The sequence below is a fragment of the Streptomyces sp. NPDC021562 genome (genome assembly GCF_040640875.1).
GTDB lineage: Bacteria > Actinomycetota > Actinomycetes > Streptomycetales > Streptomycetaceae > Streptomyces.
In genome coordinates this window covers 162355-184876 of the sequence record NZ_JBFACN010000004.1, presented here as the reverse complement: position 1 = coordinate 184876, position 22522 = coordinate 162355, and the positions used below count along the sequence as shown (strand labels likewise).

Annotated in this window: 29 protein-coding genes; 17 read left to right on the top strand and 12 right to left on the bottom strand. The window is 71.2% G+C overall.

What is annotated here, in order from left to right; all coding sequences use genetic code 11:
• Positions 1 to 10: 10 nt before the first annotated feature.
• Both AB0G52_RS07865 and AB0G52_RS07860 read left to right on the top strand, forming a co-directional pair.
• Positions 11 to 940, top strand: a complete 930-nt coding sequence (locus tag AB0G52_RS07865) for an amino acid ABC transporter permease (RefSeq protein ID WP_132888812.1) — start codon at positions 11 to 13, stop codon at positions 938 to 940.
• Complete coding sequence (locus AB0G52_RS07860) at positions 937 to 1737, top strand: amino acid ABC transporter ATP-binding protein (protein ID WP_132888811.1); 801 nt, start codon at positions 937 to 939, stop codon at positions 1735 to 1737. The genes AB0G52_RS07865 and AB0G52_RS07860 overlap by 4 nt, the downstream gene beginning before the upstream one ends.
• Before the next feature lie 61 nt (positions 1738 to 1798).
• Here AB0G52_RS07860 and AB0G52_RS07855 read toward each other — a convergent pair whose 3' ends face one another.
• Positions 1799 to 2560, bottom strand: coding sequence for a class I SAM-dependent methyltransferase (locus tag AB0G52_RS07855; protein WP_132888810.1), 762 nt, complete (start codon positions 2558 to 2560; stop codon positions 1799 to 1801).
• Positions 2561 to 2660: 100 nt separating this feature from the next.
• Here AB0G52_RS07855 and AB0G52_RS07850 point away from each other — a divergent pair, with 100 nt between their 5' ends.
• Entirely contained in the window at positions 2661 to 3305 is a 645-nt protein-coding gene (locus AB0G52_RS07850; protein WP_132888809.1) for a CGNR zinc finger domain-containing protein, read from the top strand.
• On the opposite strand, the gene sodX is transcribed toward AB0G52_RS07850, so the two are convergent.
• On the bottom strand, positions 3197 to 3643 hold the full coding sequence (gene sodX, locus AB0G52_RS07845) for a nickel-type superoxide dismutase maturation protease (RefSeq protein WP_132888980.1): 447 nt from the start codon (positions 3641 to 3643) through the stop codon (positions 3197 to 3199). The genes AB0G52_RS07850 and sodX overlap by 109 nt on opposite strands.
• Positions 3644 to 3788: 145 nt before the next feature.
• On the opposite strand from sodX, the gene sodN reads away from it, so the two are divergent.
• A complete protein-coding gene (gene sodN / locus AB0G52_RS07840; protein ID WP_132888808.1) occupies positions 3789 to 4184 on the top strand; it encodes a superoxide dismutase, Ni in 396 nt (131 codons plus the stop codon).
• 117 nt (positions 4185 to 4301) lie between these two features.
• Here the strand turns inward: sodN and AB0G52_RS07835 are convergent, their stop codons facing one another.
• The 4 genes from AB0G52_RS07835 to AB0G52_RS07820 all read right to left on the bottom strand — a co-directional run bounded on the left by AB0G52_RS07835 (position 4302) and on the right by AB0G52_RS07820 (position 7252).
• Entirely contained in the window at positions 4302 to 4790 is a 489-nt protein-coding gene (locus tag AB0G52_RS07835; protein ID WP_132888807.1) for a GNAT family N-acetyltransferase, read from the bottom strand.
• A 112-nt stretch (positions 4791 to 4902) separates the two neighbouring features.
• The gene (ppk2, locus tag AB0G52_RS07830) at positions 4903 to 5817 is read right to left on the bottom strand and encodes a polyphosphate kinase 2 (protein ID WP_132888806.1); all 915 of its coding nucleotides are present in this window, start codon (positions 5815 to 5817) and stop codon (positions 4903 to 4905) included.
• Between the two features lie 35 nt (positions 5818 to 5852).
• Positions 5853 to 6083 carry a hypothetical protein gene (locus tag AB0G52_RS07825; RefSeq protein ID WP_132888805.1) on the bottom strand — a complete coding sequence of 77 codons (231 nt, stop codon included), beginning with the start codon at positions 6081 to 6083 and terminating at the stop codon, positions 5853 to 5855.
• A gap of 14 nt (positions 6084 to 6097) precedes the next feature.
• Positions 6098 to 7252, bottom strand: coding sequence for an inorganic phosphate transporter (locus tag AB0G52_RS07820; protein WP_361334695.1), 1155 nt, complete (start codon positions 7250 to 7252; stop codon positions 6098 to 6100).
• Positions 7253 to 7396: 144 nt separating this feature from the next.
• Here AB0G52_RS07820 and AB0G52_RS07815 point away from each other — a divergent pair, with 144 nt between their 5' ends.
• From AB0G52_RS07815 to AB0G52_RS07790, 6 genes are all read left to right on the top strand, one after another.
• Entirely contained in the window at positions 7397 to 7795 is a 399-nt protein-coding gene (locus tag AB0G52_RS07815) for a helix-turn-helix transcriptional regulator (RefSeq protein ID WP_358981473.1), read from the top strand.
• Positions 7796 to 7900: 105 nt separating this feature from the next.
• The gene (locus AB0G52_RS07810) at positions 7901 to 8269 is read left to right on the top strand and encodes a hypothetical protein (RefSeq protein ID WP_132888802.1); all 369 of its coding nucleotides are present in this window, start codon (positions 7901 to 7903) and stop codon (positions 8267 to 8269) included.
• 1 nt (position 8270) lies between these two features.
• Complete coding sequence (locus AB0G52_RS07805; RefSeq protein ID WP_361334691.1) at positions 8271 to 9605, top strand: tetratricopeptide repeat protein; 1335 nt, start codon at positions 8271 to 8273, stop codon at positions 9603 to 9605.
• Entirely contained in the window at positions 9583 to 10065 is a 483-nt protein-coding gene (locus AB0G52_RS07800; protein WP_361334688.1) for a Clp protease N-terminal domain-containing protein, read from the top strand. Before AB0G52_RS07805 ends, AB0G52_RS07800 begins: the two co-directional genes overlap by 23 nt.
• A 37-nt stretch (positions 10066 to 10102) precedes the next feature.
• Positions 10103 to 10519, top strand: a complete 417-nt coding sequence (locus AB0G52_RS07795) for a VOC family protein (RefSeq protein WP_132888799.1) — start codon at positions 10103 to 10105, stop codon at positions 10517 to 10519.
• Positions 10520 to 10538: 19 nt separating this feature from the next.
• On the top strand, positions 10539 to 11321 hold the full coding sequence (locus AB0G52_RS07790) for a VOC family protein (protein ID WP_361334685.1): 783 nt from the start codon (positions 10539 to 10541) through the stop codon (positions 11319 to 11321).
• Here AB0G52_RS07790 and AB0G52_RS07785 read toward each other — a convergent pair.
• The 4 genes from AB0G52_RS07785 to AB0G52_RS07770 all read right to left on the bottom strand — a co-directional run bounded on the left by AB0G52_RS07785 (position 11287) and on the right by AB0G52_RS07770 (position 14690).
• On the bottom strand, positions 11287 to 11619 hold the full coding sequence (locus AB0G52_RS07785; RefSeq protein ID WP_361334682.1) for a DUF952 domain-containing protein: 333 nt from the start codon (positions 11617 to 11619) through the stop codon (positions 11287 to 11289). The genes AB0G52_RS07790 and AB0G52_RS07785 overlap by 35 nt on opposite strands.
• A 24-nt stretch (positions 11620 to 11643) precedes the next feature.
• On the bottom strand, positions 11644 to 11904 hold the full coding sequence (locus AB0G52_RS07780; protein WP_361334679.1) for a hypothetical protein: 261 nt from the start codon (positions 11902 to 11904) through the stop codon (positions 11644 to 11646).
• 165 nt (positions 11905 to 12069) lie between these two features.
• Positions 12070 to 13170, bottom strand: coding sequence for a family 2 encapsulin nanocompartment cargo protein polyprenyl transferase (locus tag AB0G52_RS07775; RefSeq protein WP_361334676.1), 1101 nt, complete (start codon positions 13168 to 13170; stop codon positions 12070 to 12072).
• 113 nt (positions 13171 to 13283) lie between these two features.
• Complete coding sequence (locus tag AB0G52_RS07770) at positions 13284 to 14690, bottom strand: family 2B encapsulin nanocompartment shell protein (RefSeq protein ID WP_132888794.1); 1407 nt, start codon at positions 14688 to 14690, stop codon at positions 13284 to 13286.
• A gap of 296 nt (positions 14691 to 14986) precedes the next feature.
• Here AB0G52_RS07770 and AB0G52_RS07765 point away from each other — a divergent pair, with 296 nt between their 5' ends.
• Positions 14987 to 15577, top strand: a complete 591-nt coding sequence (locus tag AB0G52_RS07765) for a peptidoglycan recognition family protein (RefSeq protein ID WP_361334672.1) — start codon at positions 14987 to 14989, stop codon at positions 15575 to 15577.
• Between the two features lie 77 nt (positions 15578 to 15654).
• The gene (locus tag AB0G52_RS07760) at positions 15655 to 16536 is read left to right on the top strand and encodes a pyridoxal-phosphate dependent enzyme (RefSeq protein ID WP_132888792.1); all 882 of its coding nucleotides are present in this window, start codon (positions 15655 to 15657) and stop codon (positions 16534 to 16536) included.
• Between the two features lie 35 nt (positions 16537 to 16571).
• On the opposite strand, the gene AB0G52_RS07755 is transcribed toward AB0G52_RS07760, so the two are convergent.
• The gene (locus AB0G52_RS07755) at positions 16572 to 18167 is read right to left on the bottom strand and encodes a Na+/H+ antiporter (RefSeq protein ID WP_132888791.1); all 1596 of its coding nucleotides are present in this window, start codon (positions 18165 to 18167) and stop codon (positions 16572 to 16574) included.
• A 61-nt stretch (positions 18168 to 18228) separates the two neighbouring features.
• Here AB0G52_RS07755 and AB0G52_RS07750 point away from each other — a divergent pair, with 61 nt between their 5' ends.
• The 3 genes from AB0G52_RS07750 to AB0G52_RS07740 all read left to right on the top strand — a co-directional run bounded on the left by AB0G52_RS07750 (position 18229) and on the right by AB0G52_RS07740 (position 20266).
• Positions 18229 to 18489 (top strand): UBP-type zinc finger domain-containing protein, encoded by a 261-nt coding sequence (locus AB0G52_RS07750; RefSeq protein WP_132888790.1) that lies wholly within the window; start codon positions 18229 to 18231, stop codon positions 18487 to 18489.
• 272 nt (positions 18490 to 18761) lie between these two features.
• Complete coding sequence (locus tag AB0G52_RS07745; RefSeq protein WP_004925829.1) at positions 18762 to 19175, top strand: anti-sigma regulatory factor; 414 nt, start codon at positions 18762 to 18764, stop codon at positions 19173 to 19175.
• Positions 19172 to 20266 carry an RNA polymerase sigma factor SigF gene (locus tag AB0G52_RS07740; RefSeq protein WP_132888789.1) on the top strand — a complete coding sequence of 365 codons (1095 nt, stop codon included), beginning with the start codon at positions 19172 to 19174 and terminating at the stop codon, positions 20264 to 20266. Before AB0G52_RS07745 ends, AB0G52_RS07740 begins: the two co-directional genes overlap by 4 nt.
• Before the next feature lie 26 nt (positions 20267 to 20292).
• Here the strand turns inward: AB0G52_RS07740 and AB0G52_RS07735 are convergent, their stop codons facing one another.
• Complete coding sequence (locus AB0G52_RS07735) at positions 20293 to 20733, bottom strand: hypothetical protein (RefSeq protein ID WP_132888788.1); 441 nt, start codon at positions 20731 to 20733, stop codon at positions 20293 to 20295.
• A gap of 118 nt (positions 20734 to 20851) precedes the next feature.
• On the opposite strand from AB0G52_RS07735, the gene AB0G52_RS07730 reads away from it, so the two are divergent.
• Both AB0G52_RS07730 and AB0G52_RS07725 read left to right on the top strand, forming a co-directional pair.
• On the top strand, positions 20852 to 21820 hold the full coding sequence (locus tag AB0G52_RS07730) for a diacylglycerol kinase family protein (RefSeq protein ID WP_132888787.1): 969 nt from the start codon (positions 20852 to 20854) through the stop codon (positions 21818 to 21820).
• 321 nt (positions 21821 to 22141) lie between these two features.
• Entirely contained in the window at positions 22142 to 22399 is a 258-nt protein-coding gene (locus AB0G52_RS07725) for a WhiB family transcriptional regulator (protein WP_006142322.1), read from the top strand.
• Positions 22400 to 22522: the final 123 nt, after the last annotated feature.

Here is a 22522-nt window from a genome sequence, read left to right as displayed (position 1 = left end):
GGCTGTCACTGTGACTGACACGGTCGACAAGACTCCGGCGCCCTCGGTGCCGCCGGAGCAGATCAAGGCGATCCCGGTACGCCACTACGGCCGCTGGGTGGCCGCCGCGGTGGTCATCGCCATCCTGGTGCTGGTCGGCGTCGCGTTCTCCAACGCGAACATCAACTACGGCATCGTCCCGGACTACCTCACCGACGGGACGATCCTGTCGGGCGCCTGGCACACCCTGTACATCTCGGTGCTCGCCATGGTGCTCGGCCTGGTCCTGGGCGTGATCCTGGCGATCATGCGGATGTCGTCGAACCCGGTCACCAGCACGGTGGCCTGGTTCTACGTCTGGTTCTTCCGGGGCACGCCGGTCCTGGTCCAGCTGCTGCTCTGGTACAATATCGCACTCGTGTTCCCCATCCTGAACCTGGGGTTCTACAAGAACGAGATGAACCAGGTCATGACGCCGTTCCTGGCGGCGCTGCTGGGCCTCGGCCTGAACGAGGCCGCGTACATGTCGGAGATCGTCCGGGCCGGCATCCAGTCCGTCGACGAGGGCCAGACGGAGGCCTCGCACGCCCTGGGCATGACCCGCGGGCAGACGCTGCGCCGGGTGATCCTGCCGCAGGCCATGCGGGTGATCGTGCCGCCGACCGGCAACGAGTTCATCAACATGCTGAAGACCTCGTCGCTGGCGTACGTGGTCCAGTTCAACGAGCTGATCAAACGGGCCACGGACATCTCCAGCACCTCGCTGGCGGTGGTCGAGATGTACTTCGTGGCGTCCATCTGGTACCTGATGCTGACCACGGTCTTCAGCATCGTGCAGTACTACATCGAGCGCCGTTACGCCCGCGGCTCCTCGCGCAGTCTCCCGCCGACCCCGTTGCAGCGCCTGCGGAGGAACCTGTCCCAGTGGACTTCGCTGCGTCGCCCGGAGGTGGCCCGATGAGCTCTCTCGCCAAGGACATCACCCCGCCGAGCAGCGGCGCCCCGATGGTGAAGGCGGAGGGGGTGCACAAGTCGTTCGGGCTCGCGCACATCCTCAAGGGCATCGACCTGGAGGTGCTGCCGCGTGAAGTGTTCTGCCTGATCGGCCCGTCCGGTTCCGGCAAGAGCACGTTCCTGCGGTGCATCAACCATCTGGAGAAGATCAGCGCCGGCCGGCTGTACGTCGACGGCCAGCTGGTGGGCTACCGCCAGCACGGCGACAAGCTCTACGAGCTGAAGGAGAAGGAGGTCGCGGCGCAGCGGCGGGAGATCGGCATGGTCTTCCAGCGCTTCAACCTCTTCCCGCACATGACGGCCCTGGAGAACGTCATGGAGGCGCCGGTCCAGGTCAAGGGCGAGACCAAGGCCGTGGCCCGGGAACGCGCCCAGCGCCTGCTCGACCGGGTCGGCCTCGGCGACCGCACCGGGCACTACCCGGCGCAGCTCTCCGGCGGCCAGCAGCAGCGGGTCGCGATCGCCCGCGCGCTCGCCATGCAGCCGAAGCTGATGTTGTTCGACGAGCCGACCTCGGCGCTCGACCCGGAGCTGGTCGGCGAGGTCCTGGACGTGATGCGGGACCTGGCCGAGGACGGCATGACGATGATCGTCGTCACCCACGAGATGGGCTTCGCCCGCGAGGTGGGCGACAGCCTGGTCTTCATGGACGACGGTGTGGTGGTCGAGTCGGGCCACCCGCGCGACGTCCTGACCAACCCCCAGCACGACCGGACGAAGTCTTTCCTGTCGAAGGTGCTGTAGCGGTACGACGCCGAAGGGGCGGTACGGGATCCCGTACCGCCCCTTCGGCTCGCCGCCGCCGCTACTTGAGGGCCAGCAGCAGCGTGTCCGAGGGCGAGCACCACACCGGCCTGGCCTCCGCGAACCCCTTCTCGCGCAGCACGCGCGCGTGCCACTGCGCCGAGGGCGTGTCGCCTTCGGCGTGCTCGCCGTAGATCTCGAACCGCCGTGCGGTCGGCCCGGCCAGTACCGGGTCCTGCGCCGCCAGTTGCCACCACTCGGCCCAGTCCAGTGCCCCCGCCGCCCTGGCCTGTTCCATGCGCAGGTGCCGCCTCGCCCGTTCCGCCGCGTTGATCCGGGGCGTGCTGTCGTCGATCATGTGGTCCGCGTTCATGAAGACACCGCCGTCGCGGACGAGTCCCGCGACCTGACCGTAGAGGGCCGCGAGGGGTTCCGTGTGCAGCCAGTGCAGGGCCGTGGCGGTCAGCACGGCGTCGTACGAGTCGTACGGCAGCCGCGTGACCCACTGCGGGTCCTTGAGGTCGGCGGTGACGAGCGTGACCCGGTCGTCGCCCGCGAAGGTGCCCTCGGCGATGGCCAGCAGGGCCGGGTCGAGGTCGACCCCGGTGCTCACCGCGTCGGGGAGGCGGGCCAGCAGCCGGGCGGTGATGCTGCCGGTGCCGCACGCCAGGTCGAGGACGCGGGGTGCGGTGCCGACGAGCGCCTCGACCATGTCGAGCATGATCCGGAACCGTTCCTCACGGTCCGGCATGTACCACTCCTGCTGCCGGTCCCAGCTGCCCTGCCAGGCTCCCCAGTCGGCCCCGGTTCTGATGTCGCTCATGGCAACCCTCCACCGTCCACGTCCCGTAATACCCTGGAAGCACGACCGGCCATTACCCGACCGCACCACCGACCATAGAGCGCCCTCGTAAGGACTACAAGTGGAACTGGCCTATTACTCGGATTACGCCGTCCGGCTCGTCAACAGTGAGGAGCCGGGCCGGGGCAAGGACGCCCTGACGTCGGTCGAGGCCGTCCGTGACCTCTTCGGCGGCAACCAGCAGCAGGCCGCCCGGCGCGCCACCGACGCCGACCTCACGCGCTTCCGCTCGGTACGGACCCGGCTGCGCGCGATCTTCGAGGCGGCCGACAAGGGCGAGGAGACCCTCGCGGTCGACCTGCTCAACTCACTGCTGCTGGAGTTCCCGGTCAGCCCGCAGATCTCCGGGCACGACCACCGGGACGAGGACGGCCGCCCGCTGTGGCACATGCACCTGGCCGACCATCCCTCGAACGCCACCGCCGGCTACGCGGCGATCGCGGCGATGGGCCTGGCCTTCCACCTCACCGAGTACGGCGTCGACCGCCTCGGCCTGTGCGAGGCGGCGCCGTGCCGCAACGCCTACCTCGACACGTCCACCAACCGCTCCCGGCGCTACTGCTCGGACCGCTGCGCGACCCGCGCCAACGTGGCCGCCTACCGGGCCCGCAAACGCCAGGAGGCGGAACGGCCCGAACGGTCCGACGACAGCACCGGCCTCGCGGCCGAGAGCGCCCAGCGCACCACCGCCAGCGGCGAGCGCTGACCGGGCCGCAGCGGCCGCCAGCGGAACAGCACCCGGCCGAGGATCAACTCCTCCGGCACCGTTCCGTAGTCCGTGCTGTCCCCGCCCGCGTACGCGTTGTCCCCGAGCACCCACCAGCCGCCCTCGCGCAGTTCCACGGCGCGCTTGACGACCAGCAGGTCCTGCTGGAAGGGGTGACGCAGGACGACGACGTCACCGGCCCGTACCCGGGCCCCGTACCGCACCAGGAGCTGGTCCCCCTGGTACAGCGTGGGGACCATCGACGGGCCGGTCACCTCGGCCAGCCCGAAGGGCGCGGCACCCCTCCCCCGCTCGGTCTCCTGCGACAGCTCCGGCATCCCCGGCACCTCCCCGGTCCGTTCCTCCACCAGTCTCAGTCTGACCCTGGACTTTTGTCCTAAGCCCACGGGGGCACTCGCGAAATCACGCTGCCCAGGGAGTAATGTCCCACCTGAGAAGACGATCACGAGGAAGGAATGCTCCATGCTTTCCCGCCTGTTTGCCCCCAAGGTCAAGGTCAGCGCGCACTGCGACCTGCCCTGCGGCGTGTACGACCCGGCCCAGGCCCGCATCGAGGCGGAGTCGGTGAAGGCCGTGCAGGAGAAGATGGCCGCCAACGACGACCCGCACTTCCAGGCACGCGCCACCTTCATCAAGGAACAGCGTGCCGAGCTCGCCAAGCACCACGTCTCGGTGCTGTGGAGCGACTACTTCAAGCCCCCGCACTTCGAGAAGTACCCCGAGCTGCACCAGCTCGTGAACGACACCCTGAAGGCCCTCTCCGCGGCCAAGGCCTCCACGGACCCGGCCACCGGCCAGAAGGCTCTGGACTACATCGCCCAGATCGACAAGATCTTCTGGGAGACCAAGAAGGCCTGACCCCGCGCCTTTTCGGTTGCGAAGGTCTGGTCCTGCCGCACCCGGCCCGTCGGCCCGCCGTCCACGGCGGGCCGGGGGTCCGGGTGCGGTCCTGTCCCCCCGGCCGCGCGGCGCCCGCTACGCGGTGTCCGCGGCGGACGCCAGCGCGCTGAGTCCCTCGCCGGTCAGGCGGCAGATGCGCCACTCGTCCAGGAAGTCCGCGCCGAGGGACTTGTAGAAGCCGATCGCCGGGTCGTTCCAGTCCAGCACCCACCACTCGAAGCGCTCGAAACCGCTGCGCAGGCAGAGCCCGGCGAGGGCGGCGAGCAGGGCCCTGCCGTGGCCTCCGCCGCGCGCGTGCGGTCGTACGTACAGGTCCTCCAGATGCATGCCGCGGGTGCCGGTCCAGGTGGAGAAGCGCGGGAACCACAGGGCGTAGCCCACCACAGCGCCGGTGGTGTCGTCCTCGGCGATCAGCGCGTGGGCCGCGGGGTGGGGGCCGAACAGCGCCTCGCGGAGCTGCTCCTCGGTGGCGCGGGCCTGCTCGGCGGCCCGTTCGTAGTCGGCGAGTTCACGGATCATCGCGCGGATCGCGGCGACGTCGTCCTCGGTGGCGGCACGGATCATGCGGCCGATCCTCGGTGGTCGCACCGGGGCGTGTCCACCGCGTTCCGCCATGCGAAAGGGCCGGCCGGAATCCGGCCGGCCCCCTGCGCTCCGGTGCCCCTGTGTCCCGGTGCTAGTGCATGCCGTCCTGGTCGGGCTGATCGTCCTCGCCGGCCTCCAGGAGGCCGGCCGCCGCACCCACTATCCGGGGGTCGGGGCTGCCGACGACCTCCTCGTCCTTGTCGGCGTAGTCGAAGCGGGCCAGCACGCTGCGCATCGCCTCGACCCGGGCCCGCTTCTTGTCGTTGCTCTTGACCACGGTCCAGGGCGCGTACTCCGTGTCCGTCTCACGGAACATGGCCACCTTGGCGGCCGTGTAGTCGTCCCAGCGGTCCAGTGAGGCCAGGTCCATCGGGCTGAGCTTCCACTGCCGAACCGGGTCGACCTGGCGGATGGTGAAACGGGTCCGCTGCTCGCCCTGCGAGACCGAGAACCAGAACTTCACCAGGTCCACCCCGTCGTCCACCAGCATCCGCTCGAACAGCGGCGCCTGGCGCATGAAGCGCCGGTACTGGTCGTCGGAGCAGAAGCCCATGACCCGCTCGACACCGGCCCGGTTGTACCAGGAGCGGTCGAACATCACGATCTCGCCGGCGGTGGGGAGGTGTTCGACGTAGCGCTGGAAGTACCACTGGCCGCTCTCGCGTTCCGTGGGCTTCTCCAGGGCAACCACGCGCGCACCACGGGGGTTCAGGTGCTCCGTGAAGCGCTTGATGGTGCCGCCCTTGCCGGCCGCGTCCCGGCCCTCGAAGACGATGACGATCCGGCGCCCCGTCTCCTTGATCCAGCTCTGCAGCTTCAGCAGCTCGATCTGCTGCAGCCGCTTGTGCCACTCGTACTCCTTGCGCTCCATGCGCTGCGCGTACGGGTAGTTCTCCCGCCAGGTGTCGATCGGGGATCCGTCCGGGCGGATGAGTACGGGGTCGTCCGGGTCGCTGTAGTCGACCTTCAGGTCGGCCAGGTCGGACAGCAGGTCCGGCGTCGTCATCCAGTCCTCCTCAGCGGTTTCGGGACGATGGGGGGTCAGTGGAACTGCGGCACGATCAGGTAGATGCCGTACGCCACCACCGCCGCGCAGGCGAGGAAGCACAGCCCTGCCTGGGCGGCGCCCGCGGTGCTGGTGCCGCCCTGTTCCCGGGCCCCTTCGTAGCGGGCGAGGCCGAGGACACCGAGGGCGAAAACAACCACTACCGCGAATGTAACTCCGATGCTCACCGCGGTGACCTGGCCGAGTGCGGTCCAGTCGATACTCATGGGAACTCCCTGACTCAGGCGGCGGTGCCGACCTTGGACGGCGGCGCGGTGCGGAGGGCGACCTCGTGTCCGTCGTTGACGTTCTTGGCGTCGATCGGGTTGCGGCGCGACAGCATGACGATGCCCGCCGCGAGCGCCGCGCCGACCAGTGCGACCACGACCGTGCCGAAGTTGCCGCCGTGCTTGACCGCGAGCGCGGAGATGCCGCCGACCAGTGCGGCGCAGGGCAGCGTGATCACCCAGGCGGCCACCATGCGGCCCGCGACGCCCCAGCGGACCTCCGCCAGCCGCCGGCCGAGGCCCGCGCCGAGGATGGAGCCGGAGGCGACCTGGGTGGTGGACAGGGCGAAGCCCATGTGGGCGGAGGTCAGGATGACGGCCGTGGAGGCGGTCTCCGCCGCGAAGCCCTGCGGGGACTGGATCTCGGTCAGGCCCTTGCCCATGGTGCGGATGATGCGCCAGCCGCCGATGTAGGTGCCCAGACCGATGGCGAGACCGGCGGTGGCGATCACCCAGACCGGCGGTCCCGCGCCGTCCGGCAGCGCGCCCACGGAGATCAGGGTCAGGGTGATGATGCCCATGGTCTTCTGGGCGTCGTTGGTGCCGTGCGCGAGCGAGACCAGGGAGGCCGAACCGATCTGCCCGAGCCGGAAGCCCTTGGTCACGGAGCCCGCGCGGCCGCGGGCGGTGAGTTTGTAGGCGCAGTACGTCGCGATCAGCGCGGCGGCACCGGCCACGACGGGGGAGGCGAAGGCAGGGATGATGATCTTCTCGACCACCTTGTCGAAGTTCACGGCCCCCGTGCCGGCGCCGACCGCCACCGCGCCGATCAGGCCGCCGAACAGGGCGTGCGAGGAACTGGACGGCAGCCCCAGCAGCCAGGTCAGCAGATTCCACAGGATCGCGCCCACCAGTCCCGCGAAGACCATGGCGGGAGTCACCTTGGCGTCGTTCACGATGCCGCCGGAGATCGTCTTCGCGACCTCCGTCGACAGGAACGCTCCGACCAGGTTCAGCGCACCGCTGATCAGAACCGCGGTCTTCGGCTTGAGCGCGCCGGTCGCGATGGACGTGGCCATCGCGTTCGCCGTGTCGTGGAACCCGTTGGTGAAGTCGAACGCAAGAGCGGTGACGATCACGACCGCTACGAGGAACGTGATGTGGTCCATTTCTATATGCAAACAAGCCATGACCAATTGCGCGAGAACTGGAGGGAAACGATCGTCCAAGAACACATTCGGTCCGTGTGGAGGGTGTGCGTGCCATGCTGAGGCGACGGCGGCGACGGCTTCGAACGACCGGAGGCGGGTGCGATGACCCTGGAAGACCTGCGGCGGCTGCGCCGGGCGCGCGACCGCATGGACCGCGAGTTCGCCGAGCCGCTCGACATGGCCGAACTGGCCCGCACCGCCGTCATGTCGCCCGGACACTTCCAGCGCAGCTTCCGCAAGGCCTTCGGCGAGACGCCGTACAGCTACCTCATGACCCGCCGGGTCGAGCGGGCCAAGGCGCTGCTGCGCCGCGGCGACCTGACCGTGACGGAGGTGTGCATGGCGGTCGGCTGCACGTCCCTCGGGTCCTTCAGCTCGCGCTTCACCGAACTGGTCGGGGAGACGCCGAGCGCGTACCGGGCGCGGGACCACGAGGAGAGCACGGTGATCCCGTCCTGCGTTGCCCGTACGTTCACCCGTCCGCGCCGCCGGCCGTACTGATCGCGGTCCGTCCACAGGCCCGGTCGGGGCCCGCTCCCCCGCCGTACACTGGCGGTCGTCGTCAACTCTGTTGCCCGTCAAGGTCGTAGAGCACCCGGGGGAACCGTGGCAACCGCACTGATCTCCGTCCTGAGTCCCGATCCGGTGCCGGACGCCGAGTCCCTGACCGACTGGCTCAGGGGCGAGCCGGCGCTGGCCGGCCGGGTCCGGCCGACCGGGGGCGCCCCGGCCGAGGGGCACCTGGGCGTCCCCCTGGACACGGTGTCCGTGCTGCTGGGCGCGGGCGGCCCGCTGACCGTGCTCGCCTCCTGCCTGCGGGCCTGGATCACCCAGCCGCGCCGCAGCGACGTGAAGCTGGCCATCAGGCGCGAGGACGGCCCCGCGATCGAGATCGACGCCCGGCGCGTCGACAGCGGGGAACTGGCGGAGCTGCTGCGGCAGGTCCTGGACGGCCAGCAGGATCCGCGGGCATGACATGCGGCTTCCCGACCGCCGGCGGTCCCGGATCGTCCTGATCGGCGCGAGCCGTTACTCCGACCCGGCCCTGCCCGATCTGCCGGCCGTGGCCAGGACCGTCACCGACCTCCGCGACCTGCTCACCGACCCCGACCGGGGGCTCGTCCCCGACAGCAACTGCACGGTGCTGCTCGACGAGGGCGACCTGCGTACGGTCGGCGACCGGCTGCGCTCGGCCGTCGCCGGGGCCGAGGACCTGCTGCTGGTCTTCTATGCCGGTCACGGCCTGGTCGCGGGCCGCCGCCACACCCTGTACCTGGCACTCTCCGACAGCCGCTGGGCGGCCCCCGAGTTCAACTCCCTGGAGTACGACAAACTCCGCGACGCCGTCCTCGACTCCCCCGCCGCCGCCAAGGTCGTCGTCCTCGACTGCTGCTTCTCCGGCCGGGCCCTCGGCGACTCGCTCGCCGGGAGCGGCGGGGCCGCGCCGGTCGAGGGGCTGGAGGTGGCCGGCACCTACGTCCTCACCTCCGCCCAGCGCGACCAGGTCGCCCTCGCCCTCCCCGACGAGGAACACACGGCGTTCTCCGGGCGGTTGATACGACTGCTGCGCGAGGGGGTCCCCGGCGGACCCGAGCTGCTCACGGTCGACGACCTCTACCGCCGGCTGCGGGCCGTCATGTCCGCCGAGGGCCTGCCCACCCCGCTCAACCGGAGCGCCGGCACCGCGCACTCCCTGGCCCTCGGCGTGAACCGCGCGTTCGCCGCGACCGCGGGCCCCGAGCTGCGCGGACGGCACGCGCGCGCCGTCGAGCAGGGCAAGGCCGGGGACTGGGCGGGGGCGGCCGGGCAGCTCCGGAGCACCGTCGAGGAACAGACCCGGATCCTGGGCGCCGAGCACCCCGACACCCTGCGCGGCCGTCAGTCCCACGCGCACAGCCTGGGCGGCGCGGGCAGCCCGGCCGAGGCGGCCGAGCTGCTGCGCGGGCTCCTCACCGACCAGCTGCGCCTGCTCGGCCCGGACCACGAGGACACCCTGCGCACCCGCCAGTTCCTCGCCGTCAACCTCGGCGAGGCGGGGCACCGCGAACAGGCGGCGGAGCTGCTCCGGGCACTGCTCGCCGACCGGGGACGGGTCCTCGGCCCGGACCATCCGCACACCCTGCGCACCCGGCATCTCCTGGCCCGCAACCTGTCGTTGAGCGGTGCCCGCGAGGAGGCCCGGGCGCTGCTCCGGGAGGTCGTCTCGGTACGGGAGCGGGTGCTGGGGGCGGACCATCCGCACACCCGCAGGGCGCGGACCGACCTGGCGGACCTGGCGGAGGTGGACGGTGGGGTACGAGAGGTTCGGTGAACGGGCACGGGACGTCGTCGGCACCGCGGCCGACCGGGCACGGCGGCTGCGGCACTGGTACGTGGAACCGGGGCACGTCCTGCTGGCGCTGCTCGACACCGACGAGCCGGAGGCCGTACGGGTGCTGGGCGCGGCAGCCGAGGACCTGCGCGCCGGGGTGATCGACGCCCTCGGCAGGGGCACCGTGGAGCCGGGCGACCATCTGCCGCTGAGCGGCGGGACCGGCGCCCTGCTGGCGGGGGCGTCGCAGGAGGCCGACCGGCTGGGCCATCGGACCGTGGAGCCCTTCCACCTCCTGCTCGCCCTGCTGTCCACCGCGGACACCGTGATCATGGACGTCCTCGCGGCCCACCGGACCGCTCCCCGGCACGTCCCGCGGCCGGCTCCCGACGCCGGGGCCACCGGCGATCCACCGGCCCCGGGCCCCGCCCACGACCCCTACGTGTGGGCCATGAGCTGATCCGGCGCCCTGTCCGGGGGGCGCCTAGCCTGACCCCATGAACGTAAAACTCGCGCAGTGTTTCATCGCCGTCGACGACCACGACAAGGCGCTGGCCTTCTACCGTGACGTCCTCGGCCTGGAGGTCCACAACGACGTGGAGTTCGAGGGGATGCGGTGGGTGACCGTCGGCTCGCCGCAGCAGCCGGGCGTGGAGATCGTGCTGGAGCCGCCCGGCGCCAACCCCGACGCCTCCCCCGCCGACCGGCAGGCCATGGCCGAACTGCTCGCCAAGGGCATGCTGCGCGGGGTGATCTTCTCCACCAGCGACTGCGACGCGCTCTACGAGCGGGTGCGGGAGTACGGCGGTGACGTGATCCAGGAGCCGACGGACCAGCACTGGGGGGTACGGGACTGCGCGTTCCGCGACCCGGCGGGCAACCTGCTGCGCTTCACGGAGCGCCGCGAGAAGTAGGGCCTCTACGATCCCGCCCATGACCATCCGCTGGATCTACGCCTTCGTCGACCGCCCCGCCGAGCGCCTCGCCGCCGCCCAGGCCTTCTGGACGGCGGTCACGGACACGCGGCTGTCGGCGCCGCGCGGCGGTGACGACGAGTTCACCACCCTGTTGCCGGCCACCGGCGCGGACGCCTGCGTCAAGGTCCAGCAGGTGGCCACCGGTCCCGGCGGTGTCCACCTGGACCTCTGCTCGCAGGACGTGCCGAATCTGGTGCGCCGGGCCCTGGACCTCGGCGCCGAGCAGGTCGCCGAGCACGAGGGGTGGGCCGTGCTGCGGTCGCCCGCCGGGCAGTTGTGGTGCGCGGTGCCCTGGCACGGCGAGTCGGTACGGCCACCGGTGGTGGCGGGGAGCCGGCTCGACCAGGTCAGCCTGGACATCCCGCCGTCCTGGTACGAGACCGAGGCCGCGTTCTGGGCGGAGCTGACCGGCTGGGAGTCGCTGACCGGCTCGCTGCCGGAGTTCCGGGTGCTCAGGCCGCCGGCCGGGCTGCCGTTGCGGATCCTGCTCCAGCGGCTGGACGCCGAACAGCCCGCCGCCGCCCACCTCGACCTGGCCTGCGCCGACATCACGGCGACCCGGGCCCGGCACGAGGAACTCGGGGCCGTGCACGTGGCCGACGGGCGGCACTGGACGGTGCTGCGGGACCCGGCGGGCGGTGTCTACTGCCTGACCGGTCGCGACCCCGAGACCGGCGGACTGCCGACTGTCGCGTCCAGGGCCGTCACGCCCACGGGCGCACCTCCACCACGGCCGTGACCGGAATCGGACCGTAGACGTGCGGGAACTCCTCGCCGCCCGGTTTCACCGCCTCCCACCGCACCGGGACGCCGACCCGCGCCGGGTCCACGGCCAGCACCACCAGCTCGTCCGGGCCGTCGTAGGAGCCGTACAGGAAGGCCGCCACCCGCGGGAGCTGGTCCTCGGTGGAGCAGTGGATGAAGCCCTCCTCCTGGAGGGTGCGGCCGCGGGTGGAGATCTCGAAGGTGCCCCGCGCGCGGGCCTCCTCCCACAGCGAGCGTTCGGTGATGTGCAGGATGTTGGGCAGTCCGGTCATGCGCTCACGCTACGGTGCCGGCCCTCACGGCGCGGACTCCGGTGGGGCGGACTCCGGGGGTGAGGAGGGGGGTGGTGAGGAGGGCGGACGCCGGGACCGGGACGGCGGGTGCTGCGAAGGGGACCGCTCCCGCGCGCGGGGCGTGCCCGCGTATGCGGCGCATTCGGGATTGCGGCAGGCCCCGGGACCCCAGACCGGCACCCACGCGCCCAGCGTCTTGTGCCGCCGCACGACACTCTCCACGGCCTGCCCGCAGACGGGACAGACCTGCTCCCGGCCGTCCATGTGCCCAGCGTAGGCGGGGGCCGGGTAGGGCGCTCGGCGGTCGGCGGTCGGTGCGCACATCGGCGGGCCCCGCACACCGTGGGGATGTGCGGGACCCGTCGGACCGGAGTCCCCGGGTGTCCGCGCGGGGTCAGGAGCCGCACGGTCCCGGGGACTCCGGGGTCTTCATCTGCTGCGCCGGGTCACGAACTCGGCGAGCGCGAGCAGGCCGCCGGCCGGCTCGGGGTCGGGCACGGCACGCGCGAGTTCCTGCATCGCGCGGGCCATCCGGTCGGCCGCCTCGGCCTGCGCCCAGTCCCGGCCGCCCGCCCGCTCCACGGCCCGTGCGATCCGCGTGATCTCGTCCGCGTCCGTCCGCGCGTGCGGTGCCGCGTACAGCTCGGCGAGTTCACCGGCGGCCGGACCGCCGGAGGTGAGGGCCGCGACGACCGGCAGGGACTTCTTGCGGGCCGCCAGGTCGGCACCGGCCGGCTTGCCGGTGCGCTGTGGATCACCCCATATCCCGATGATGTCGTCGATCAGCTGGAAGGCGAGGCCGGCCTGGCGGCCGAACCCGTCCAGCGCGTTGACCTCCGCCTCTCCCGCCCCCGCGTACAGCGCGCCCACGGCGCAGGCGCAGCCGAGCAGCGCCCCGGTCTTGGCCTCGGCCATGCCGAGCACCTCTTCGAGGGTGACCTCGTCGGGTGCCCGGTGCTCCATCGCGGTGTCCGCGTGCTGTCCGGCGCACAGTTCGAGCACGCACTGCGCGAGACGGGCGGCGGCCGCTCCGGACGCCGGGTGCGGATCCTGCGCGAGCAGCCTCAGGGCCACGGCGTGGAGGGCGTCCCCGGCGAGGATCGCGTCGGTGTCGCCGAACACGGTCCAGACGGTGGGCCGGTGCCTGCGGGAGGTGTCCCGGTCCATGACGTCGTCGTGCAGCAGCGTGAAGTTGTGCACCAGCTCCACGGCGGCCGCCGCCCCGACGGCGGCCTCGCGCGCCCGCGGGCCGCCGAGCGCTTCGGCGGCGGCGAGGACCAGCGCGGGCCGGATGGCCTTGCCCGCGTTGCCCGTGGCCGGGGTGCCGTCCACGTGCTCCCAGCCGAAGTGGTAGCGCGCGATCCGCCGCATCGGGACGGGCAACGAGTCGACGGCAGCCCGCAGTTCGGGGTCGACCGACGCCCTGGCGCGCTCCATTATGGCCGCCGCCTCGGCCCCGTCGAGCGCCTCGGGTCCGGTCGGCGGAACCGCTGTGGGACCCTGCTGCCTTTCCGTCACGGACTCGGGCATGGCCTCCCTCTCACGGGGTGCGCGTACGGTGGCGTCCTCGCCCCGGCTCGGCGCGTACCCCGAGGGTGTACCCGCCCCGGAGGGCGGGGACACGGCCGCCACGTGCGGAAACGTCACCTCCACCGGCCGATCTCGACGTTCTCCAGCACACCGAGGGCGTCCGGGACCAGGACCGCCGCCGAGTAGTAGGCGGTGACCAGGTAGTTGATGATGGCCTGCTCGTTGATGCCCATGAAGCGGACGGACAGGCTCGGCTCGATCTCGTCGGGGATCCCGGACTGCCGCAGCCCGATGACGCCCTGCTCCGACTCGCCCGTACGCATGGCGATGATCGAGGTGGTCCGGGTCTCGGTGACCGGGATCTTGTTGCACGGGTAGATCGGGACCCCGCGCCAGGTCGGGATGCGGTTGCCGCCGATGTCGACGGTCTCCGGGACCAGTCCGCGCTTGTTGAGCTCACGCCCGAAGGCCGAGATGGCACGCGGGTGGGCGAGGAAGAGCTTGGTGCCCCGGCGGCGGCTGAGCAGTTCGTCCATGTCGTCGGGGCTGGGCACACCGTCGTGGGGCTGCAGCCGCTGGTCGTACTGGCAGTTGCTGAGCAGGCCGAACTCCCGGTTGTTGATGAGCTCGTGCTCCTGGCGCTCCTTCAACGCCTCGACGGTGAGCCGCAACTGGTGCTCGGTCTGGTTCATCGGCTGGTTGTAGAGGTCGGCCACCCGGGTGTGGATGCGCAGCACCGTCTGGGCGATGCTCAGTTCGTACTCCCGCGGCCGGGCCTCGTAGTCGACGAAGGTGTGCGGGATGTCGGGTTCGCCGCTGTGGCCTGCCGCGAGGGCGACCTCCTTCTCGCCGTACTTGTTGGTGCGCTGCTCGGGGATCGTGCGCAGGTGCTGAAGGTGCTCGCGCAGTGAGTCGGCGCGCTCGGCGACCTGCTCGAAGTCCTGCCGGGACAGGATCAGCACGGTGCAGGCCGTGTCCGCGCGGGCGGTGTACTCCCAGATGGCGTCCGGGTCGATCAGCCCCTGCTCGCCGAAGTGAGCGCCGTCGGCGAGGACCCCGAGCACCGCGTCGTCGCCGTAGGGGCCGGTGCCCACCTTCTCCACGCGGCCGTGGGCGAGCAGGTACACCTCGTCCGCCCGGCTGCCGAACGAGGCGATGACCTCGCCCGGGCCGAAGTCCCGCTGCCGGCACCGCTGGGCCAGCTCCCCCAGCACCTCCTGGTCCTCGTACGCCCGCAGGATGGGCAGCTCGCCCAGCTCCGCCGGGATGACCTCGACACGGTCGCCGGTCTTCAGGAAGGTGATACGGCCGTCCCCGACCGTGTAGGTGAGCCGTCGGTTCACCCGGTACGTGCCGCCCTGCACATCGACCCAGGGCAGTGACCGCAGCAGCCAGCGGGAGCTGATCTCCTGCATCTGTGGCGCGGACTTGGTCGTGGTGGCCAGGTTCCGCGCTGCCGCCGTGTCCAGAGACTGCTGCGGCTTGCCCTGATCCGTGCGGACCTCTTCGCCTACCGACATAAGGAAATGCCCTCCCATACCTGCGCGGACGCCGAACTGCCCACGCATCGGTCTCATCGGCCACCCTGCCATCACTGAATGTGCCCGTGCCATTACCCGAAAGAGCGGGAATAGATCATCGGACTACTGGGCACGCCGACGCTTCATCCCGCTGAGCACGCCGTGATATGCCGACTTGTCCGGATCGGCTCGCACGCGATCCGAACAGGTTCGGGGCGACTACCCCGGAAAGCACGCCTTCTGTAGAAATTGTCGGAGTTTCACCGCACACCCCCATGAAGACCCAGGAGGCGGTCGTGGCCCCACCCCTGTCCGCTGATGCTTTCCTCGACGCGTTGCGGGAGGAGGGCGTCAGGGTCGTCGAGGTCGGCGACTGGCGGGAGCACAACCGCAACCACAAGGGCCCCTGGGGTCCCGTCCACGGCGTGATGATCCACCACACGGCGACCGCCGGCGCCGAGCGCACCGTCCGGCTCTGCCGCGACGGCCGTCCCGACCTGCCCGGCCCGCTGTGCCACGGTGTCGTCACCAAGGACGGTGCGGTCCATCTGGTCGGCCACGGCCGCGCCGACCACGCCGGACTCGGCGACGACGAGGTACTGCGCGCCGTGATCGCCGAGAAGGCCCTCCCCCTGGACCGGGAGGCGAACACCGACGGCAACCGGCACTTCTACGGCTTCGAGTGCGAGAACCTCGGCGACGGCGGGGATCCCTGGCCCCCGGCCCAGCTGGAGGCGGTCGAGAAGGTGGCCGCGGCGGTGTGCCGGCGGCACGGGTGGTCGGAGCGGTCGGTGATCGGGCACGCCGAGTGGCAGCCGGGCAAGGTGGATCCGCGTGGCTTCTCGATGGCCTGGCTGCGCGAGCGCGTGCGGGACCGTCTGAAGTGACCGCGCGCGCAGCCCCGCGCCGCGGCCCCCGGCAGCCACCCTGCCGGTCGTCCGGGCGTCCGGGCGACAATGACGACGTGACCAGCGCCGACATACTCAAGCCGCGGCTGCCGTCCCCTCTCCAGGAGGTGGCCGACGACCGTTTCGCCCGGCACGGCGTCCGGCTGCTCCTCAAGCGGGACGACCTGATCCACCCGGACCTGGTCGGCAACAAGTGGCGCAAGCTGGTCCCGAACATCGAGGCGGCGGCCGGCCGGCCGATCGTCACCTTCGGTGGCGCGTACTCCAACCACCTGCGGGCGACGGCCGCCGCGGGCCGCCTGCTCGGCTTCCCGACGGTGGGGGTGGTGCGCGGCGGTGAACTGGCCGACCGGCCCCTGAACCCCTCCCTCGCACGGTGCGCGGCCGACGGTATGCGGCTGCACTTCGTCGACAGGTCGACGTATCGACGGAAGACCGAGCCGGAGGTGCTGGCCGGTCTGCTGCGGGCGGCGGAGGCGGAGACCGCGTACGTCGTACCGGAGGGCGGCAGCAACGCGGCGGCGGTACGAGGCTGCCGTGCCCTCGGCGAGGAGCTGCGCGGGCGGGCCGACGTGGTCGCGGTCGCCTGCGGCACCGGCGGCACGCTGGCCGGGCTGGCCGCGGGCCTCGGCGCCGGGCAGCGGGCGTTGGGCGTGCCGGTGCTCAAGGGCGGTTTCCTCGGCGGGGAGACGGCACGACTGCAGGTGGCGGCGTTCGGGTCGCGGTCGGGTGACTGGTCGCTGGACGAGCGGTTCCACTGCGGGGGGTACGGGCGCACCACACCGGAACTCGACGCCTTCGCGACGGACTTCGAGGCCAGGCACGGGATGCGGGTCGAGCGGCTGTATGTGGCCAAGTTGCTGTTCGGGCTCGCCGCGCTGGCGGCGGAGGGGGCGTTCGCGCGGGGGACGCGGGTGGCGGCGGTCGTCACGGCGTGACCGGCGCCGCCGCCGGGCAGGGCGCCCGCGGCGGCTCAGCCCGCCTCCCGGTAGGCCGCCGCCTCCTCCAGGTCCAGCCGGCGCAGCAGGGTGCGCAGCATCTCGTCGTCGATGTAGCGGTGGTCGCGGAGGCGGACGAACACGTCGCGTTCGGAGCTGATCATCTCGCGGGAGAGGCGGCGGTAGGTGTCGTCGACCGTCTCGCCGGTGACGGGGTTGGTCTGGCCGAGGCGCTCCCAGACGGCGTTGCGGCGGCGCTCCAGGACGATGCGGAGACGGTCGGCGAGCGGCGGCGGGAGCTGGTTGCGGTCGTCGGTGAGCAGTTCGTCGAGGCGGGCCTCAGCCGCGCGGGAGGCCTGCGCCTGGGCGTTGGCCTCGGCGAGGGTCTCGGCCTGCGGGTCGCGGCCGGGGAAGCGCAGCCGGCGGATCAGCGGCGGCAGGGTCAGCCCCTGCACCACCAGGGTGCCGATCACGGTGGTGAAGGTCAGGAAGAGGACCAGGTTGCGGTGCGGGAAGGCACCGCCGCCGTGCACCCTGTCAGGGATCGAGAAGGCGATGGCGAGCGAGACCACTCCGCGCATCCCGGCCCAGGACGTCACCATCGCGCCCTTCCAGGTGGGGTTGGACTCGCGTTCCCTGATCCGCGCGGAGAAGATCCGCGGCAGGAAGGTCGCCGGGTAGCACCAGGCGAAGCGGGCGGCCACGACGACCAGGAAGACGGCCACGGCGTACCAGACGGCCTCGGCGCCCTCGTACTGGCCGAGGCCCCGCAGGACGATCGGGAGTTGCAGGCCGATCAGCGCGAAGACCGCCGATTCCAGGATGAACGCGACCATCTTCCAGACCGCCTCCTCCTGGAGGCGGGTGGCGAAGTCGACTTCCCAGGCGCGGTGTCCGAGGTAGAGGGCGACCACCACGACGGCGAGGACACCGGAGGCGTGCAGCTGCTCCGCGACGCCGTAGGCCACGAACGGGATGAGCAGCGAGAGCGTGTTCTGGAGCAGCGGCTCCTTCAGGCGGGTGCGCAGCCAGTGCAGCGGCGCCATGAGGAGCAGGCCGACGCCGACGCCGCCGACCGCCGCGAGCAGGAACTCCTCGATGCCCCCGGCCCAGGTCGCGCCCGCGCCGACGGCGGCGCCGAGGGCGACCTTGTACGCGGTGATCGCGGTGGCGTCGTTGAGCAGGGACTCGCCCTGGAGGATCGTCGTGATCCGGGACGGGAGCCCCACCCGGCGGGCCACCGCGGTCGCCGCCACCGCGTCCGGCGGGGCCACCACCGCGCCCAGCACCAGCGCCGCGGGCAGCGTCATGCCGGGCACGAGCAGGTACACCGCCCAGCCGACCACGACGGTGGCGAAGAGGACGTATCCGACCGAGAGCAGCGCGACCGGTCTCATCTGGGCCCGCAGGTCGAGGTAGGAGCTGTCGGACGCCGAGGTGTACAGGAGCGGGGGCAGCAGGAGCGGGAGGACGACCTCCGGGTCGAGGGTGTAGTCCGGGACGCCGGGGATGTACGACACCGCCAGACCGACCGCGACCAGGAGCAGCGGTGCGGGCACGGGGGTCCGCCGGGCGGCCGCCGCGATCACGGTGCTCCCCGCCACCAGCAACAGCAGTGGCATCACGTCCATGATCCTCGCCCACCCTCATTTTCCGCGCGGTCACCCGCACGCCCGTCGTAATCTGGCAATCATGAAACAGTGCACGCATGCCGGCGCGCTGCCGCACCCTGAACCCGACCCCCTGAACGAGACCTGTCCCGAGTGTCTCGCGAAGGGCTGGCACCCGGTCCAGCTGCGGATCTGTCTGACCTGTGGCCACGTGGCGTGCTGCGACTCGTCACCGGGAAGACACGCGACGGGACACCACGAGACCTCCGGCCACCCGGTGATGCGGACGTTCGAGCCCGGTGAGGACTGGCGCTGGTGCTTCGTCGACCACGTCCTCGTGTGACACTGCACTACGGCCGCTGAACACGGCCGTGCCGACGGTTCGACGGTTCGGCGCCGGGGTACGTCAACCCGGCGCGCGCTCTTCCCAATTGGGCAAGGCGGACCCCTAGACACGGAGCGTATCCGCAGGTTTACTGTGAGTGACGCCAGGGGTCGGGGTCCCGGGAACAGAAAAGTTCGGAGCGCGGTAGCGTCACCGCTGAACCACGTAGTGCGTTACCCCCGGGGGGCGACCCTCGGCCCCGAGAAGCTTGTACCACCATGGAGGTGAGGGTGTCCCAGATCGCAGGCGAGCCCGCGACCCAGGACTTCGTGGAAGTCCGGCTGCCGGCTGCGGGTGCCTACCTGTCGGTGCTGCGCACGGCCACGGCCGGTCTCGCCGCCCGCTTGGACTTCACCCTGGACGAGATCGAGGACCTGCGCATCGCGGTGGACGAGGCCTGCGCGATCCTGCTCCAGCAGGCCGTTCCCGGCTCGGTGCTCAGCTGTGTCTTCCGCCTCGTCGACGACTCGCTGGAGGTCACGGTCTCCGCCCCGACCACGGACGGGCACGCCCCTTCGCGCGACACTTTCGCCTGGACCGTGCTCTCGGCCCTGGCGGGCAAGGTCTCGTCGGCCGTCGACGAGGACAAGACCGTGTCGATCAGCCTCTACAAACAGCGCGGCGCGGGACCCGGGCCGGCGTGAGGAACGGGGACGGGCCGGTGCGGGACGAAGAGCGCGGCACACGGGGGCTGTCGGCCGGGGGCGAAGGCCCCGAGGCCGCTTCCCGCCGCATGGCTGACGGCATCGACGGCATCCCTGAGCAGGCCAGGCCGCATCCGGAGGACCCCTCCGTGCGGCCCGGTCCGGACGGTGCCGTGCAGAGCGCGCCCCCGGAAGGGCGGAACGGGGTCGCGGCCCCGGACCGGGCCGGGGCGAAGGCTCGCGGAAGGGCGACGGGCGGGACGATGAGCGAGCACGAGCGAAACGCCGACGACGAGGCGCTGGCCGCGGAGGTGGTGCAGGCATCCCCGCACGAACCTCAGGACCGCAGCGGTGCCCGCGCCAAGTTCGTCGAGCTGCGCGCGCTCAAGGAGGGCAGCGCCGAGTACGCGGAGCTGCGCAACCAGCTGGTCCGGATGCACCTGCCGCTCGTGGAGCACCTGGCGCGCCGGTTCCGCAACCGCGGCGAGCCGCTGGACGACCTGACCCAGGTCGCCACCATCGGTCTGATCAAGTCGGTCGACCGGTTCGACCCGGACCGGGGTGTGGAGTTCTCCACGTACGCCACCCCGACCGTGGTCGGCGAGATCAAGCGCCACTTCCGCGACAAGGGCTGGGCGGTCCGGGTACCGCGCCGTCTCCAGGAGCTGCGCCTCGCGCTCACGACCGCCACAGCGGAGCTGTCCCAGCAGCACGGCCGCTCCCCCACGGTCCACGAGCTGGCCGAGAAGCTGGCGATCTCGGAGGAGGAGGTCCTGGAGGGCCTGGAGTCGGCCAACGCCTACTCCACACTCTCCCTGGACGTCCCCGACACCGACGACGAGTCCCCGGCGGTCGCCGACACCCTCGGCGCGGAGGACGAGGCGCTGGAGGGCGTCGAGTACCGGGAGTCGCTCAAGCCCCTCCTGGAAGACCTCCCGCCGCGGGAGAAGCGGATCCTTCTCCTCCGCTTCTTCGGCAACATGACCCAGTCACAGATCGCCCAGGAGGTCGGCATCTCCCAGATGCACGTCTCCCGGCTGCTGGCGCGGACCCTGGCCCAGCTGCGGGAGAAGCTGCTGGTGGAGGAGTAGGCCGCGCCGCCCCCGTGGCGCCCGGTTCAGCTACTGCGCCCGGGTCCCTTGATGCCGAGGGCCTGGGTGGTGGCGGAGTTCACCAGCAGCACCAGGGCGGCCACGGCCACCACGGCCAGGGCGATCCCCACCGGAATCGCCACGCTGTCGGCCTGCAGCAGGTTGTAGGCCACCGGCAGCGCCATGATCTGCGTGATCACCGCCGGGCCCCGGCTCCAGCTTTTGCGCAGCAACAGCCCGCGCGCGGCCAGCAACGGCAGCAGCGCCAGCACGATGACGGTGACACCTCCGGTGACCGCCTGGCCCCGGTCGTCCGGTGATCCGGTTACCCCGAGCACGAGCATCCACACCCCGCCGGCCACCAGCGCGAGCCCTTCGAGCCCTGCCAGCGCAGCGGCGTACGTCAGCCGCCGCGGACGGGGGCCGTCGGTTCCGTCGGCCTTCACGGCCGTAGACGCATCGCTCACCCCAGAAGGGTAGCCCGCGGTCCGGACAGGCCCGAGTGTCGAGGCTCACGCGCCTTTCTCTTACCCGATCCTCAACTCGGTCTGGGCCCGGTACTTTCCAGTAGGTACGCTGCAATCCATGCGTGCACTTCTCGTGGTCAATCCGGCAGCAACCACCACAAGCGCACGTAGGCGCGATGTCCTGATCCACGCGCTGGCGAGCGAGGTGAAGCTGGAGGCGGTCACCACCGAGTACCGCGGTCACGCCCGTGACCTGGCCCGGCAGGCGGCGGACAGCGACGACATCGACCTCGTCGTGGCACTCGGCGGCGACGGCACGGTCAACGAGGTGGTCAACGGCCTGCTGCACGGCGGCCCCGACCCGGACCGGCTGCCCGGTCTCGCCGTGGTTCCCGGCGGCTCCACCAACGTCTTCGCCCGCGCCCTGGGTCTGCCCAACGACCCGGTCGAGGCCACCGGCGACCTGCTGGACGCGCTCCGCGAGAAGCGTGAGCGCCTGGTCGGCCTGGGACTGACCGCCGGCACCCCGGGCACCGAGGACGAGGCGGTCCCGGCCCGCTGGTTCACCTTCAACGCGGGGCTGGGCTTCGACGCCGGCGTGGTCGGCCGGGTCGAGCAGCAGCGCGAACGCGGCAAGAAGTCGACGCACGCGCTGTACGTACGGCAGGTGGTCCGCCAGTTCCTCGGCGAGCAGCACCGCCGGCACGGTCCGATCACGCTGGAGAGGCCCGGGACGGACCCGGTCAGGGATCTGGTCGTGGCGATAGTCTCGAACACCTCGCCCTGGACGTATCTCGGCAATCGCCCGATGTACACGTCACCTAAGGCCTCGTTCGATAAAGGCATCGACGTCCTCGGTCTCACCCGCCTGTCGTCGGCCGCGGCCGTCCGGTATGGCACACAGTTGCTCACTTCGTCCCCCGAGCGCGGACCCCAGGGCAGGCATGCGGTGTCGCTGCACGATCTGGACCAGTTCACCTTGCATTCGAAGGTCCCCCTCCCCCTCCAGATGGACGGCGACCACCTAGGACTGCGTACCAGCGTGACGTTCACAGGCGTACGCCGCGCACTGCGTGTGATTGTGTGAGCGGAACGGGCCAAAGTCCTTTCACTCGAACGTTTAGGCCAGGGTCCACCCCATGGAAGTACGGCTGTGACCCAGTCGACACCGAGGAATCAAAAAAAACTTTCCGGAAGGGGTTGTATCCGCCGCTGAGGTTTGCGAGGCTCTACGTGGCGGTCGGGACGGCCCGCAACACCGGCGTCCACTGATCACCGGAATCCCCCTTCAACTCACAGGACCCCCTGCCAGGGAACCTGGCGGTCGGCCCTTCACTTGTTGAGGGATTCGTGAAAGCGTTCACATTCACAAGCAACGTGCATGTAATACCAAGGAGAGGTAGCAGCCATGGACTGGCGTCACAACGCCGTTTGCCGCGAGGAAGACCCCGAGCTCTTCTTCCCCATCGGCAACACTGGTCCTGCGCTGCTGCAGATCGAGGAAGCCAAGGCCGTCTGCCGTCGCTGTCCTGTGATGGACCAGTGTCTGCAGTGGGCGCTCGAGTCCGGCCAGGACTCCGGCGTCTGGGGTGGTCTCAGCGAGGACGAGCGTCGCGCGATGAAGCGCCGTGCCGCCCGCAACCGGGCCCGTCAGGCCTCCGCCTGACCCTACCCACCCCGCTAGCCTGAGCTTGGCGGCGCGTACAGCGAGTACGCATCTCCCGCCCCCGAGCCGCAGCGCGCAGTACCCCCGATGCGCTCAAGAGCAGCAACGAGCGAACAGCCCCGG

Bases quoted from the DNA above. Each gene is read 5' to 3' on its own strand.
- AB0G52_RS07860 (WP_132888811.1), top strand. From the start codon at position 937: ATGAGCTCTCTCGCCAAGGACATCACCCCGCCGAGCAGCGGCGCCCCG.
- AB0G52_RS07855 (WP_132888810.1), bottom strand. From the start codon at position 2,560: ATGAGCGACATCAGAACCGGGGCCGACTGGGGAGCCTGGCAGGGCAGC.
- sodX (WP_132888980.1), bottom strand. From the start codon at position 3,643: ATGCCGGAGCTGTCGCAGGAGACCGAGCGGGGGAGGGGTGCCGCGCCC.
- AB0G52_RS07785 (WP_361334682.1), bottom strand. From the start codon at position 11,619: ATGACCGGACTGCCCAACATCCTGCACATCACCGAACGCTCGCTGTGG.
- AB0G52_RS07835 (WP_132888807.1), bottom strand. From the start codon at position 4,790: ATGATCCGTGCCGCCACCGAGGACGACGTCGCCGCGATCCGCGCGATG.
- AB0G52_RS07825 (WP_132888805.1), bottom strand. From the start codon at position 6,083: ATGAGTATCGACTGGACCGCACTCGGCCAGGTCACCGCGGTGAGCATC.
- AB0G52_RS07730 (WP_132888787.1), top strand. From the start codon at position 20,852: ATGCGTGCACTTCTCGTGGTCAATCCGGCAGCAACCACCACAAGCGCA.
- AB0G52_RS07820 (WP_361334695.1), bottom strand. From the start codon at position 7,252: ATGGACCACATCACGTTCCTCGTAGCGGTCGTGATCGTCACCGCTCTT.
- AB0G52_RS07805 (WP_361334691.1), top strand. From the start codon at position 8,271: ATGCGGCTTCCCGACCGCCGGCGGTCCCGGATCGTCCTGATCGGCGCG.
- AB0G52_RS07775 (WP_361334676.1), bottom strand. From the start codon at position 13,170: ATGCCCGAGTCCGTGACGGAAAGGCAGCAGGGTCCCACAGCGGTTCCG.
- AB0G52_RS07725 (WP_006142322.1), top strand. From the start codon at position 22,142: ATGGACTGGCGTCACAACGCCGTTTGCCGCGAGGAAGACCCCGAGCTC.
- AB0G52_RS07790 (WP_361334685.1), top strand. From the start codon at position 10,539: ATGACCATCCGCTGGATCTACGCCTTCGTCGACCGCCCCGCCGAGCGC.
- AB0G52_RS07770 (WP_132888794.1), bottom strand. From the start codon at position 14,690: ATGTCGGTAGGCGAAGAGGTCCGCACGGATCAGGGCAAGCCGCAGCAG.
- sodN (WP_132888808.1), top strand. From the start codon at position 3,789: ATGCTTTCCCGCCTGTTTGCCCCCAAGGTCAAGGTCAGCGCGCACTGC.
- AB0G52_RS07780 (WP_361334679.1), bottom strand. From the start codon at position 11,904: ATGGACGGCCGGGAGCAGGTCTGTCCCGTCTGCGGGCAGGCCGTGGAG.
- AB0G52_RS07750 (WP_132888790.1), top strand. From the start codon at position 18,229: ATGAAACAGTGCACGCATGCCGGCGCGCTGCCGCACCCTGAACCCGAC.
- AB0G52_RS07795 (WP_132888799.1), top strand. From the start codon at position 10,103: ATGAACGTAAAACTCGCGCAGTGTTTCATCGCCGTCGACGACCACGAC.
- ppk2 (WP_132888806.1), bottom strand. From the start codon at position 5,817: ATGACGACGCCGGACCTGCTGTCCGACCTGGCCGACCTGAAGGTCGAC.
- AB0G52_RS07815 (WP_358981473.1), top strand. From the start codon at position 7,397: ATGACCCTGGAAGACCTGCGGCGGCTGCGCCGGGCGCGCGACCGCATG.
- AB0G52_RS07755 (WP_132888791.1), bottom strand. From the start codon at position 18,167: ATGGACGTGATGCCACTGCTGTTGCTGGTGGCGGGGAGCACCGTGATC.